The organism is Caulobacter sp. GW456-12-1-14-TSB4 (assembly GCF_059424195.1).
In genome coordinates, this window is the sequence record NZ_JBWKZF010000020.1 from 74,226 (window position 1) to 86,136 (window position 11,911).

Annotated in this window: 14 protein-coding genes; 3 read left to right on the plus strand and 11 right to left on the minus strand. The window is 68.9% G+C overall.

All coding sequences use genetic code 11. The features are described 5' to 3' along the window. Window positions 1-11: 11 nt before the first annotated feature. Complete coding sequence (gene gstA, locus AC07YH_RS18210; protein ID WP_494748366.1) at window positions 12-623, minus strand: glutathione transferase GstA; 612 nt, start codon at window positions 621-623, stop codon at window positions 12-14. A 109-nt stretch (window positions 624-732) separates the two neighbouring features. Between gstA and AC07YH_RS18215 the strand changes: the two genes are divergently transcribed. Continuing rightward, complete coding sequence (locus AC07YH_RS18215; RefSeq protein WP_494748367.1) at window positions 733-1,638, plus strand: LysR family transcriptional regulator; 906 nt, start codon at window positions 733-735, stop codon at window positions 1,636-1,638. Here the strand turns inward: AC07YH_RS18215 and AC07YH_RS18220 are convergent. The 5 genes from AC07YH_RS18220 to AC07YH_RS18240 form a co-directional block, all read right to left on the minus strand. Further along, complete coding sequence (locus AC07YH_RS18220; protein WP_494748368.1) at window positions 1,635-1,973, minus strand: carboxymuconolactone decarboxylase family protein; 339 nt, start codon at window positions 1,971-1,973, stop codon at window positions 1,635-1,637. The two genes, AC07YH_RS18215 and AC07YH_RS18220, sit on opposite strands and share 4 nt — an antisense overlap. A gap of 24 nt (window positions 1,974-1,997) precedes the next feature. After that, window positions 1,998-3,083, minus strand: a complete 1,086-nt coding sequence (locus AC07YH_RS18225; RefSeq protein ID WP_494748369.1) for an alkene reductase — start codon at window positions 3,081-3,083, stop codon at window positions 1,998-2,000. Between the two features lie 114 nt (window positions 3,084-3,197). After that, a complete protein-coding gene (locus tag AC07YH_RS18230; RefSeq protein ID WP_494748370.1) occupies window positions 3,198-4,055 on the minus strand; it encodes an alpha/beta fold hydrolase in 858 nt (285 codons plus the stop codon). A gap of 24 nt (window positions 4,056-4,079) precedes the next feature. Beyond that, the gene (locus tag AC07YH_RS18235; RefSeq protein WP_494748371.1) at window positions 4,080-4,328 is read right to left on the minus strand and encodes a helix-turn-helix domain-containing protein; all 249 of its coding nucleotides are present in this window, start codon (window positions 4,326-4,328) and stop codon (window positions 4,080-4,082) included. After that, window positions 4,328-4,933 carry a DUF2975 domain-containing protein gene (locus AC07YH_RS18240; RefSeq protein ID WP_494748372.1) on the minus strand — a complete coding sequence of 202 codons (606 nt, stop codon included), beginning with the start codon at window positions 4,931-4,933 and terminating at the stop codon, window positions 4,328-4,330. Before AC07YH_RS18240 ends, AC07YH_RS18235 begins: the two co-directional genes overlap by 1 nt. 249 nt (window positions 4,934-5,182) lie before the next feature. On the opposite strand from AC07YH_RS18240, the gene AC07YH_RS18245 reads away from it, so the two are divergent. After that, window positions 5,183-5,512 carry an SMR family transporter gene (locus tag AC07YH_RS18245; RefSeq protein ID WP_494748373.1) on the plus strand — a complete coding sequence of 110 codons (330 nt, stop codon included), beginning with the start codon at window positions 5,183-5,185 and terminating at the stop codon, window positions 5,510-5,512. Window positions 5,513-5,651: 139 nt separating this feature from the next. Beyond that, window positions 5,652-6,047, plus strand: coding sequence for a MerC domain-containing protein (locus AC07YH_RS18250; RefSeq protein WP_494748374.1), 396 nt, complete (start codon window positions 5,652-5,654; stop codon window positions 6,045-6,047). Between the two features lie 85 nt (window positions 6,048-6,132). Here the strand turns inward: AC07YH_RS18250 and AC07YH_RS18255 are convergent, their stop codons facing one another. The 5 genes from AC07YH_RS18255 to hisS form a co-directional block, all read right to left on the minus strand. After that, window positions 6,133-6,477: a hypothetical protein gene (locus AC07YH_RS18255; RefSeq protein WP_494748375.1), complete on the minus strand. Its 345-nt coding sequence runs from the start codon at window positions 6,475-6,477 to the stop codon at window positions 6,133-6,135. A 415-nt stretch (window positions 6,478-6,892) separates the two neighbouring features. Continuing rightward, a complete protein-coding gene (locus AC07YH_RS18260; protein WP_494748376.1) occupies window positions 6,893-7,603 on the minus strand; it encodes a flavin reductase family protein in 711 nt (236 codons plus the stop codon). Between the two features lie 514 nt (window positions 7,604-8,117). Beyond that, entirely contained in the window at window positions 8,118-9,080 is a 963-nt protein-coding gene (hisG, locus tag AC07YH_RS18265) for an ATP phosphoribosyltransferase (RefSeq protein WP_494748377.1), read from the minus strand. Further along, window positions 9,077-10,231: an ATP phosphoribosyltransferase regulatory subunit gene (locus AC07YH_RS18270; protein WP_494748381.1), complete on the minus strand. Its 1,155-nt coding sequence runs from the start codon at window positions 10,229-10,231 to the stop codon at window positions 9,077-9,079. Before AC07YH_RS18270 ends, hisG begins: the two co-directional genes overlap by 4 nt. Continuing rightward, window positions 10,228-11,715 carry a histidine--tRNA ligase gene (gene hisS, locus AC07YH_RS18275; RefSeq protein ID WP_494748378.1) on the minus strand — a complete coding sequence of 496 codons (1,488 nt, stop codon included), beginning with the start codon at window positions 11,713-11,715 and terminating at the stop codon, window positions 10,228-10,230. The genes AC07YH_RS18270 and hisS overlap by 4 nt, the downstream gene beginning before the upstream one ends. Window positions 11,716-11,911 lie beyond the last annotated feature (196 nt).

Genomic DNA, 11,911 nt, shown 5'->3' on the forward strand with positions numbered 1-11,911 from the left:
GGCTTGCTCTCCTACGCGGCCAGAAGGCCTTCGGCGTTCAGCGCCGCCTGCACGCTGGAGCGGCGCTCCATGCGGGCCATGAACCGCTGGATCGCGGCGTGGCCGGTGATGTCCAGGTTCACGCGCGGCGACCAGCTCAGCACGTTGTAGAGATAGGCGTCAGCCACGCAGAACTGGTCGCCCAGCAGGTAGTCGCGGGTCGCCAGATGGGCGTCGATATAGTCGAACTTGACGGGCATCTGCAGCGCCGCGAAGGCCGCCTTGGTCGCCGCGTCCAGGGCCGGCGAGAACAACACGGCGTAGTTCTTGTGCAGGTCGGCGGCGATGAAGTTCAGCCACGCCAGCGCGTCATAGCGCGCCCGGCTCCCGAACGGCGGCAGCAGCCCGGCGTCCGGATGCTGGTCGGCGATCCATTGCAGGATGACCGCGCCCTCGGTGAGGACGTCGCCGTCGTCCAGCTTCAGCGCGGGCACGAAGCCCTTGGGCGTCACCTGCAGATAGTCGCCCTCGACCGTGGTCTTGGTCTTGAAGTCGACGGCGACCAGATCGAACGGCTGGCCGACCTCGCGCAGGACGATCTGGGAAGCCAGGCCGCACGAGCCCGGAGCGAAATAGAGTTTCATGGCGTAGGCCTTGTGACGTCGCCGGGGAGAGCGACGGCGATTGACTAGACCCCGCGCGAGGCGGGATAAACAGGCCGCTTTTCCGAACATTGCGGACTGAAACGACTTCATGAGCGTGCGGATCGAGAGCGTCAGCGCCATGGCCGCCTTCGTGCAGGCCGCCGAGCTGCGCAGCTTCAAGCTGGCCGGCCAGCAGGTCGGGCTGTCGTCCTCGGCGATCGGCAAGACCATCGCCAAGCTGGAGGATCAGCTGGGGGTGCGGCTGTTCCACCGCTCGACCCGCGCCATCACTCTGACCCACGAGGGCGAGATCTTCCTGGAGCGCTGCCGACGGGTGCTGGGCGAGCTGGAGGCGGCCGAGGCCGAGCTGGCCCATGCGACGGCCCAGCCGCGCGGGCGCCTCCGGGTCAGCGTGCCGTTCGCCGGCGACCTGCTGACGCCGCTGCTGGGCCGGTTCCTGGCCGCCTATCCGGAGATCGAGCTCGACCTCGACTACAATGATCGCCTGGTCGACGTGATCGAGGACGGCTTCGACGCCGTCGTGCGCACCGGCGAGGTCAGCGACAGCCGCCTGATGCACGTGAAGCTGGGCGACTTCACCTTCCGCCTGGTCGCCTCGCCGGCCTATCTGGCCCGGCATGGCGCGCCGCGGACGCCGGCCGAGCTGGCCCGGCACCGCCTGCTGCACCACCGCTTCTACGAGACCGGCAAGCTCAATGTCTGGGACCCGGCCGTGCCGGAGGGCGTCGCCTTGCCCGTGGCGCTGGCGGCCACCTCGCTGGAGCCGCTGATCAGCCTGGTCGAGGCCGGCTGCGGGATCGCCTATATCCCGTCCTTCGCCCTGATCGCGCGCCTGCGCGACGGTCGCCTGGTCGAGGTGCTGCCGGGCGCCGACAAGCGCACCAGCGCGCTGCGCCTCTTATGGCCGCGCAGCAAGGCGCCCCTGCCCAAGCTCTCCGCCTTCGTGAAGTTCATGACGGAGCAGGTCAGGAGCGCCTTGAACGAGGGCCCTTAGGCGCCCGTCGCCGCGTCGAACGCTTCCAACGCGCGGGTCGAGTAGACGAGCGCCGCGCCGGCGTTCAGGGCCACCGCGACGCCCAGCGCCTCGGCCACCTGTTCGCGGGTGACGCCGGCCTTCAGGGCCTCGTTGCTATGGATCGAGATGCAGCCGTCGCAGCGGGTGGTCACCGCGACCGCCAGCGAGATCAGCTGGCGCATGCCCTCGTCCAGATGCGCGGTCTTACGGCCCGCGCCGGACACCGTCAGATAGCCCTTGACGGTGTCGGCCGACAGTTCCTGCAGCTTGCCGACATTGGCCAGCAGGTCTTGGCGATTGGCGTTCCAGTCCATGGTGTTAGCTCCTTTGTGATGGGGTCAGGCGACGGCGGCGGCCAGGGTCGGGTAGTCGAGGTAGCCCTCGACGCCCTGGGTGTAGAAAGTCTCCGGATCGGCCACGTTCAGCGGCGCGCGGGCGCGCAAGCGGTCGACCAGGTCGGGATTGGCGATGAAGGGCCGGCCAAAGCTGATCGCGTCGGCCAGGCCGCTCTCCAGATCGGCCCGGGCGCGCGTGGCGTCATAGTCGCTGTTCAGCACCAGCGGCCCGGTGAAGACCTTTCGGATCATCGGCGACTGGCGCGGCACGTCGGTCCTGGCCATGGTGCCGTCCTTGCGATGCTCCTTCAGCTCCAGGAAGCCGATGCCGATGGCGTCCAGCCGGGCCGCGGCCGCCGTGAACAGCGGGGTCGGGTCGCTGTCGTCCACGCCCCAGGTCTCGCCGTTGGGGGACAGGCGGACCGAGGTGCGATCCGCGCCGATCGTGTCGGCCACGGCCTGGGTCGCCTGCGCCAGGAAGCGCACGCGGTTCTCGACGCTGCCGCCATAGGAGTCCGTGCGCTGGTTGGCGCTGTCGCGCAGGAACTGGTCGATCAGCATGCCGTTGGCGCCGTGCAGCTGCACCCCGTCGAAGCCGGCCGCCCGGGCGTTATCGGCCGCGCGGGCGAAGTCGGCGACCACGCCGGCGACCTCCTCGATCGTCAGCGGCCGGGCGCGTTCGGCGGGCTGGGGACCATCGAAGGTCCAGGCGGGGACGGGCGAGACGGTGGCGCTGGACGACACCGGCTGCTCGCCGATCACGGACGGATGGCCCGCCCGGCCGGTATGGCCCAGCTGGGCGATGATCAGCCCGCCGCGATCATGGACGGCCCGGGTGATCGGCCGCCAGGCCTCGACCTGCGCCTGCGACCACAGGCCCGGCGTATAGGTGAAGCCGTTACCCTGGCGCGAGACGCCGATGGCCTCGCTGATGATCAGCCCGGCCGAGGCGCGCTGGGCGTAATACGACGCCATCATCGGCGTCGGCAGGCCCTCGGGCGTGGCGCGGCTGCGGGTCAGCGGCGCCATGAGGATGCGATTGGGCGCGGCCAGCGCGCCCAACGCGATGGGGTCGAAAAGCGTCGACATTGGAAGGAGATCCGTGGTGGCGATCCCGATCAGTCGGGAACGTCCTTCCAACTAGGCCTGGCGCCACAGCGGATAAATGGGCCGCTTTTCCGAACATTGCGGAGTAAATAGACTTTATGGGCGACGCGGAACCTGCGCCACCAAACCCTCCACCCGCTCGGCGAAGTCCCGCGGCTTTTCCAGGTACATGAAGTGCCCGGTCGCCGGGACGGTCTCCAACCGGGCGCCGGACACGGCGGCGGCCACTGCCTTGGCCTGGTCGAAGACGTCCTTGATATCCACCTCGCCGACCAGCACCAGCGTCGGGACGCGGATCTCGCCGAGGCGGTCCTTGGCGTCGGGGCCCGCGCGTTCGACCTTGCCGCTGGGGTTGCCCAGGTTCTGCGGATTGGCCTTCAGCAGGGCCACGACCCTGGCCCGCTCGGCGTCGGCGCCCTTGCTCAGGATGTAGGGGTCCTTCACCGCGCCCTCGATATTGCCGGCCTTCATCAGCACGGCGAGCTTGAGGCCCCGGGCGATGAAGCCGGCCGAGGGCTTGAAGCCGCTGATCCACGGACCGGCCAGGACCAGGCCATCGACCGCCTCCGGATGCGCCAGGGCGAAGTCGACGGCGACCCCGCCCCCGGCCGAGGAGCCGACCAGGGTGGCGTGGTCGATCCCCGCCGCCTTCATCACCGCCGCCAGGTCGTCGACCGAGGCGAACGGCGTCGTGGCCGCCGGCGTCGCGCCATAGCCGCGCCGATCGTAGCGCACGACCTTGAAGCGCTGGCACAGCAACGGCCAGACCGCGTCATAGGCCGCCGAATGGAGGATGCCGTCGTGCAGCAGCACGATGGCGCTGTCACCGGCGCCGCAGGTCTCATAGGCGACCTTGCCGCCCTCGACCTCGGCGAAGGTCTGGGCCTGGGAATAGCCCGCCCAGAACAACAGGCAGCCGGCCGCGATCGCCCGGACGGGCGTTGAAAGTCTCATGGCGTGTCTCCGGAAAAGGCGCCGTCAGCCGGCGCGTTTGACGTCCTGCTCCGCCGTGTCCGGCGGCTGCTCGGGCTGGTATTCGAGGATGTCGCCCGGCTGGCAGTCCAGGAAGTCGCAGATGGCTTCCAGGGTCTCGAACTTGACCCCTTTCACCTTGCCGGACTTCAGCAGGGACAGGTTGGCGTCGGTGATCCCGATGGCGCGGGCCAGCACGTTGGAGCGCACCTTGCGCTTGGCCAGCATCACGTCGAGGCGCAGGACGATCGGCATCAGACGAAGGCCTCCCGGTCCGCCTCGATCTCGCGGCCGACCTGCATGACCTGGCCGACCACGAACACCAGCAGTCCCAGGATGAAGGCCTGGATGCTGGCCATGTGGGCCCAGTTCCTGTCGATCTCGTAGCCGGTGGCCGCCAGGGCCAGGTGGCAGAGGAACGGCGAGACGGCGTAGGCGCACAGCCAGGCCCCGACCCGGCCGAAGCGGCGGGCGGCCTCGCCGGAGAACACCTCGCCCCGGGCGTAGCCGCCGAACAGCGCCCGAAGGCTCCAGAAGATCATCAGGATCGGCGTGGCCCGCACAATGCCGACGCCGACATAGACCAGGCGATGGACCAGCGGCAGCGAACCGAACGCCACCGAATTGGCCGGACCTTCGCCGATATAGCAGTTGTCGGGCCCGATCCGGACCAGCTCGCCCTTGTAGAACAGCATGGTGACGATCGCCGCGACGAGCACGGCGGCGGCTAGGGCGAAGAGGCCGGTGAACAGCCACACGGCCGCCCGACTGCCCAGGCGCACGCGGCGCTGAGCCACGCTCTCGGGCGCTGGCGCGGGCGGGGCGCGGTAGAGCGGCTTCAGATGCAGAACCGTGGCCATGACGTCCTCCATGGCGCCAAACTCGATCCTAAAAAACTTTCTGTCAATCGATAATGCGAAGCCTCGACCGAGACGTCCGCCGCGATTGATCTCGACCGTCGTCGCCCCTAGATAAGCCCCGCCGAAAATAGAGTTGCAGGGTGGTGTCTCCTGCGCCCGCTCGCGGGTTCTTCTCAGCCACGGCGTCACCTCAACGGAGGGACGCCCGCTGTCGCGACGGCGTCCCTCGTCCAAAGGACGCTGCGCTCCATGCCCTATCTCTATCTGTTCATCGCCATCGCCGCCGAGGTCACGGCCACCAGCTTCATGAAGTCGTCGGAGGGGTTCACCAGGCTCGTTCCGTCCGTCGTCGTGGTCGCGGGCTACGCCGTGGCCTTCTATTTCCTGTCCCTGACGCTGCGCACCCTGCCCACGGGCATCGCCTATGCGATCTGGTCCGGCGTTGGCGTCGTGCTGATCGCGACCATCGCCTGGATCTTCCAGGGCCAGAAGCTGGACGCGGCCGCCATCCTGGGCATGACGCTGATCGTGGCCGGCGTCGTGGTGCTGAACCTGTTCTCGAAGAGCGGCGCGCACTGATCCGCGCGGGGCGTCATTCCCACCCCTTGTGTTATATTATATCACCACTAGATAGGAGACCGACCAGGCAGGACCGGGATCGGCGTCCACGGACGCCGCGCGCCGACGCCTCCGCGACGCGTACAGTAGGAGCGCCTTCATGACCCCCGCCCTCGCCAAGGCTCTCGACGCGTCCGCCGTCGGGTTGTCCGCCCTGTGCCTGGTCCACTGCCTGGCCCTCCCGGCGCTGGCCCTGCTGCTGCCGGTGCTAGGGTTCTGGGCGCAGGCCGAGTGGGTGCACGTGGTCTTCGTGCTGGTCGCAGCGCCGGTGGCGGTGCTGTCGTTCATCGACCTGCCCCGGCTGCGGCCGCGCTCGTGGCCGCTGGCGTCGATGGCGATCCTGGGCCTCTCGCTGATGATCGCCGGCGCGCTGGAGTTCCCGGCCCCAGCCGACGAGCGCGTGTTGACGGTGATCGGCGGCCTGCTGCTGGCCGGCGCCCACCTCGCCAACTGGCGCCACCGTCACGGCGACGCCCACTGCGCGGCGTGCGATTGAGACGGGGGCTGCGGACGGATCAGCAATGCTGGAGGCCGCGGTTCAAGGCGGCCTACGCGACGCCCGCCCGGGGCCAGGAGCCGACCTAAGGCCTGCCAAACACCTTCGAGAAGAACCCGGATTTTTTGGGCGATGGCGATGGAGCTGGGTCCTTGTGATTTGAGAGACCCGAGGAGGTCTCCCAGAGAACGCCGACCGGAGGAGGAGCCTCGCCGGGTTCAAGCTCAAGAACAAAGTGAACGTCTGGCCGATCTTCGTAATCGTCCGGATTGTACATCTGCACGATCCGGACCCGCACGGACTCCCAAGGAACACTGAATACATCTTCAGCCTCATCCTTTGAGGGAATGCCGTACTCCTCAAACTGGGCCGCCATCGTGAGGGCGTTATAGGACGCGATATTGAGCTTACCGTCGCGACCTTCAGCCAACCGAGAGCCGATCGAAATCCCTGGGTGTCGGTGAATCCCATTCTCACTTCGATGAGATAGTCGCCGCCGCCGTCACCACATTCCCAAACCAGGATCGCGCCCTTGGCCATCTCGGCGGCGAAGTGGTCCAGGATCTGCTCATAGGTCCAATCCGCGTCCACGAATGTGGAATAGGCCGAAGCGTCGACGATGGAGAGCAGGCCGTTGTCGTCGATCGTACGCAGCAGGGTGGCGGACGTGGCGTTCATTGGGCTTCCGGACAGGCAGTTTCCATCGCAGCATTTATCCGCAACCGTTCTCCGGCAAGCGGACTCGCAAGACGTCGCTCATCGGTCGAAAGCCGACCTTGGTCGGCGTCGTCCTTGAGGGACCTGATCAGCCTCCTCTCTCCAAGCAAGAGGGAATCCGAGGAGCCTCACCCCGCCTTCCGCGCCCGGTCGATGTCCGGCATCCGGTAGAGCCCCTCCTCGATCTGCGCCAAACGCGACGGGACGATCTCGGCGTTCGAGACCCCGTAGAGCTTCTGGAAGTTCATGATCAGGGGCTGCCACCTGGCCGGATCGATGCGGTTCTCGTGGCCCGCCATCAGCAGGTCCGGATGCACATGGACCCGTGTGATGCGGACCTCGAACGCCGAGATCAGCCCCGCGACCTGGGGGTCATCGTCCATGATCCCATGGCGCGCGGCCACGACGGCCTCGAGCTGGATGGGACATTCCAGGGCGCGCGGCGCGTCCACCGTCTGCGAGGCGATCGGCGTCAGGCCGGCCGCCTCGAACTTGCGCGGCTCGTAGGCGTAGCCCAGCTGCTGCTTCAGTGCGGGGATGTCCTGGGTTCCGGTCAGGCGGGCCAGCCGGTTCACCGCGTCGGCCTGCGCGGGCGAGGCCAGGTTGAGCACGCACTGTCCGGTGCGGATCATGTTCTGCGGCGTCTGGGACGCGGTCTGCAGGCCCAGCATGCATCGCCAGCCCAGCCACCAGGCGGACGACATCGGCGCGATGTTGGCCGTGCCGTCCGGGTTCAGCGTGCTGATCAGGACGACGGGCGTGCCGAGATAGAGGATCGAGGGCTCGATGGCGACGTGAGGCGCGGTGATGGCCGGCGCGGTCATGGGAAATGCGGTCATGGGGAAGCTCCGTAAATGCGAACGGCGCTACTCATGAGGTTGGCGAAACGGTTGAGACACCCGCTTCTTGCGGGTCTCGGAGCGTCGATGCGAGGATCGCTCCGGCTTCGTCGCGGATTGTCGGAAAGGGCGCCGCCCCACCCCGCGCGCCGGAGCATTGGAAGCGCTCCCAGGTCACGGAACTAATTTTGACTCATTCGTCAAAAAACTTGGCCATAAACTTAACCATGGCCCAGATACACCAAACCCGCCGCGGGGGATAATCGCGACGGGCTGGCTATTTCTCGATCATTCGATCTAGGCGGGCGTTTCCTCCCCGAAACGCCGAAGAACGGGAGCTCTCTTTGGGCTCGTTTCGTCCTTGCATCGTCTAGAAACGTCAAATTCATGACGGTGTCAACGCGGCAAATCCCTTTTTCGCAAAGGTTTCGCCGAATTTTTGACGCGAGCGGCGTAGTTTGGACCGGAAAGTCGATTTTATCTCGTGAATCGATGCTCAGATTTGACGGTTATGTCAAAACTGACTTTTGAGTATGTCAGCGAAGCGGTCCAGGACCGCCGAGCGCGACTCGAACACATAGTCCGGACGCGACACGGTGACGGGCTCGACCCCGGCGGCGGCCAGGGCGGCGGCGGCGTCGAACAGGTCGCCAGTGGCCAGCAAGGCGCCGTTCGCCCGCCGCGAACCGCCCTTGGCGACGAAGTCGGCCACGGCCGCCTGCCCGGCGGCGTCCTGCTCGGCCGGCCAGACCAGGGTGGCCAGCTTGCCGGCCCGGCCCTTGGCCTCGACGACGGCCAGCAGGCGCTTGAGGCTCTCCAATTGCTCCGGCGACCAGGTCGCGATCAGCGAGGCCGTCAGTTGCGCCTGGCTCTTCAGGATCACGCCGTCCGACAGGATCTTCAGGCCGTTGGCGGCCAGGGTCGCGCCAGTGGTGGTGATGTCGACGACCAGCTCGGCGGCGCCGGCGGCCGGAGCGCCCTCGGTGGCGCCGCTGCTCTCGACGATCCGGTAGTCGGCGACGCCGTGGCGGGCGAAGAAGGCGCGGGTCTGGGTGACGTACTTGGTGGCCACCCGCAGACGCCGACCGGTCTTGGCCAGGTGCAGGTGCCCGACCTCGTCGACATCGGCCATGGTGTCGACGTCGAGCCAGTTCTTGGGCGCGGTCACGACCAGGTCCGCGCGGCCGAAGCCCAGGGCCCGCAGCAGCATGACCCGGCTGTCCATGTCGTCGCCGCGTTCGCGCAGCAGGTCCTCGCCCGTGACGCCCAGGTGCAGGTCGCCGCTGTCGAGGCCGGCGGCGATGTCGCCCGCCGACAGCAGCCGCACCGAGACGCCGGGCAGGCCGGCCAACTCGGCCGAATAGCCGCGCGCGCCGCCGGTCATCTCCAGCTTGAAGCCGCAGTCGGCCAGCCAGGCCTCGACCTGGTCCTTCAGGCGGCCTTTCGAGGGGATGGCGAAGATCATGGGGCCGCTCATTCGCCGCCTCCCGCATAGGCGCGCGCCGGACGGACCATGCAGCCCACCGCGCCGGTGTTGGTGGAGACGCCCAGCTTGCCTACTCCTAGCTTAAGGGGGAGCCCGTCGTAGCGGCCGCCAGCGGCCAGCGGCCGCTCAGCGCCAAGAGCAGCCGAGTGAACCTCGAACAGGTAGCCGTCGTAGTAGCCGAAGGCCCGGCCGAAGGCGGCGGCCAGGGTCGCCTTCTCCAGCGGCACGCCGCGCGCGGCCATGCCTTCGAGACGCGAACGCCAGCCGGCGATGGCGGCCTTCAGCGCCGCATCGTTCGGGCCCGCGAGGGCCGCGATGGCGTCCAGCGCCGCGTCCGGACGATCCGAGACGGCGAGGAAGGCGCGGACCTTGTCGGCCTGGTCCGGGTCCAGACGGCCGGCCTTGGCGGCCTCGGCGCGCTCGACCAGGCGGTGGGCGATCTCGGCCGGGCGGCGGCCGCCGACGGGCTCGATGCCCGCCAGGGACCACAGCTCCTGCAGCACTTGCGCGGCTTCCGCCTCGGGCAGGCCGGCCAGCAGGGCGGCGATGCGCGACTGCTCGGCGGTGGGGGCAGCGGCCTCACCATCCAGCTCGGCTTTCAGCTGGCGCGGCTTGGCGAAGCTGCGTTTGAGGCGGGCGGCCAGGGGCGGCGCCAGGTCCAGGCTGTCGACGAAGGCCGCGAACAGCGAGACGTCGCCGAGGATCAGCGAGAGGTCCGAACGTCCGCCGGCGGCGGAAGACGCCCAGGCCAGGGCGGCGATCTCGGCGTCGGCGGCCACGGGGTCGCCGGCCTCGAAGGCCTCGACGCCCAATTGCAGGAACTCCTCGGCCCGGTCGCTGCCGCGCGGGGCGACGCGGAAGGCCTTGCCCTCATAGCGCCGACGCGCGGGCTGGGCGCCGTTCTCGAAGTGCTGCCGGGCCACCGCCACGGTGAAGTCCGGCCGCAGGCAGGCCTCCTCGCCGCCGTCGCCGGAGACGACGAACAGCCGCGAGCGCATGGCCTCGCCGGTCAGGTCCAGCAACAGGCCCAGGGGCTGCAGCACCGGCGCGTCGGTCAGGGCCGCGTCGGCCGCCAGCAGGGGAGCGCGGATGGCGTCGAGCGCCTCCGCCGGAATGGAACGCTCGAGCCTCACGTCAATCAGCCCCCGATGATCTTCTGGACCGCCGCGACCAGCTGATCGCGCGGGATGGTCTGCTGGCCGGGCCGCTCGGCCTTCCAGGCGGCGTTGTCGGTCACCCCCTCGGCGGCCATGCGGCCGGCGTCCAGGTCCTTGATGGTCACCGTGCCGGCGGTGATCTCGTCCCCGCCCAGCATGACCACGGCCGGCGCGCCCCGGCGATCGGCGTATTTCATCTGCGGCTTCATGCCCGAAGTGCCCAGATAGACCTCGGCCGGGATGCCCGCCGCGCGCAATTGTCCGACCACGGAGAAGTACTCGCCCATGTGCGCCTGGTCGAAGGTGATCACCACCACCGGCCCGCGCGCCACGCCGCCCGGCTCGCGTCCAGCCGCCCGCAGCGCCGCCGCCAGGCGGGTGACGCCGAACGAGAAGCCCGTGGCCGGCGTCGCCGTCCCGGTGAACCGCGCCACCAGGTCGTCATAGCGCCCGCCGCCGCCGATCGAGCCGAACGAGACCTTGTTCCCCTTCTCGTCCGTGGTGCTCAGCAAGAGCTCGGCCTCGAACACCGCGCCGGTGTAGTATTCCAGCCCCCGGACGATCGACGGATCGATGAAGGCCTGGTCGTCGGCGATGCCCAGGCTGGTCAGGGCCGCGTCGATCCGCGACAGCTCCAGCAGGCCCTCGTCGCCCTCGGCCGAGCCGCCGATGACCTTGGCGATGTTGTCCAGCGTCGCGGCGCGACCACCCGCCCCGGCCGACACGAAGTCCAGCACCGAGTCGATCGCTTTGCCCTTCAGGCCCGCGCCCTTGGTGAAGTCGCCGCTCTCGTCCAGGCGCCCCTCGCCCAGCAGCAGGCGGACCCCGTCGACGCCCAGACGATCCAGCTTGTCGACCGCGCGCAGCACGGCCAGCTTCTGGCCGGCGCTCTCGGCCCCCGCCGAGGTCAGCAGGCCGTTCAGCAGCTTGCGATTGTTGATCTTCAGCACCGCCGCGCCGCGCGGCAGGCCGGCCGCCTCCAACCCCTCGACCGCCATGGCGATGATCTCGGCGTCGGCCTCCGGACGGGCCGAGCCCACCGTGTCGGCGTCGCACTGGATGAACTGGCGGAAGCGCCCCGGCCCCGGCTTCTCGTTGCGCCACACCGGCCCGAAGGCGTAGCGGCGGAACGGCTTGGGCAGGGTCTCCCAGTTCTGCGCCGCGAACCGCGCCAGCGGCGCGGTCAGGTCGTAGCGCAGCGCCATCCACTGGTCGTCGTCATCTTGGAGCGCGAACACGCCCTCGTTGGGCCGGTCGCTGTCGGGCAGGAACTTGCCCAGGGCGTCGGCATATTCGAACGCCCCGGTGTCCAGCGCCTCGAAGCCGTAGCGCTCATAGACCGCCGACACCGCCTCCAGGATCGCCCGCTCGGCCCGCAGGTCGCGGGCGCGCTTGTCGGCGAAGCCGCGCGGAGCGCGGGCCTCGGGGCGGAAGTCCTGGGCGGTGTTGTCAGCGGTGTCGTCGGTCATCGGCGTCGGTCCTTAGATCTTCAAGGCTTCGACGGATGGCGCTTATGCCAAGCCCCATCCGCTAGGCGGGGCTCTGGCTGGGTCGCTCGGCTTTAGAGCGCGCGGACCCGGCCGATCCCGCGAGGCGAGGTCGGATGGTGGTGGCAGCCGTGATGGTGCGGCAGGCGGGTCATCGGGGCGGGGTGTAGCGGATGGC

What these genes read in the sequence shown, in the direction of transcription:
- AC07YH_RS18240 (WP_494748372.1), bottom strand. Translation starts at nt 4,933, where the DNA reads ATGGCCACGGTTCTGCATCTGAAGCCGCTCTACCGCGCCCCGCCCGCG.
- AC07YH_RS18215 (WP_494748367.1), top strand. Translation starts at nt 733, where the DNA reads ATGAGCGTGCGGATCGAGAGCGTCAGCGCCATGGCCGCCTTCGTGCAG.
- AC07YH_RS18230 (WP_494748370.1), bottom strand. Translation starts at nt 4,055, where the DNA reads ATGAGACTTTCAACGCCCGTCCGGGCGATCGCGGCCGGCTGCCTGTTG.
- AC07YH_RS18235 (WP_494748371.1), bottom strand. Translation starts at nt 4,328, where the DNA reads ATGCCGATCGTCCTGCGCCTCGACGTGATGCTGGCCAAGCGCAAGGTG.
- gstA (WP_494748366.1), bottom strand. Translation starts at nt 623, where the DNA reads ATGAAACTCTATTTCGCTCCGGGCTCGTGCGGCCTGGCTTCCCAGATC.
- AC07YH_RS18220 (WP_494748368.1), bottom strand. Translation starts at nt 1,973, where the DNA reads ATGGACTGGAACGCCAATCGCCAAGACCTGCTGGCCAATGTCGGCAAG.
- hisG (WP_494748377.1), bottom strand. Translation starts at nt 9,080, where the DNA reads ATGAGCGGCCCCATGATCTTCGCCATCCCCTCGAAAGGCCGCCTGAAG.
- AC07YH_RS18250 (WP_494748374.1), top strand. Translation starts at nt 5,652, where the DNA reads ATGACCCCCGCCCTCGCCAAGGCTCTCGACGCGTCCGCCGTCGGGTTG.
- AC07YH_RS18225 (WP_494748369.1), bottom strand. Translation starts at nt 3,083, where the DNA reads ATGTCGACGCTTTTCGACCCCATCGCGTTGGGCGCGCTGGCCGCGCCC.
- AC07YH_RS18260 (WP_494748376.1), bottom strand. Translation starts at nt 7,603, where the DNA reads ATGACCGCATTTCCCATGACCGCGCCGGCCATCACCGCGCCTCACGTC.
- hisS (WP_494748378.1), bottom strand. Translation starts at nt 11,715, where the DNA reads ATGACCGACGACACCGCTGACAACACCGCCCAGGACTTCCGCCCCGAG.
- AC07YH_RS18245 (WP_494748373.1), top strand. Translation starts at nt 5,183, where the DNA reads ATGCCCTATCTCTATCTGTTCATCGCCATCGCCGCCGAGGTCACGGCC.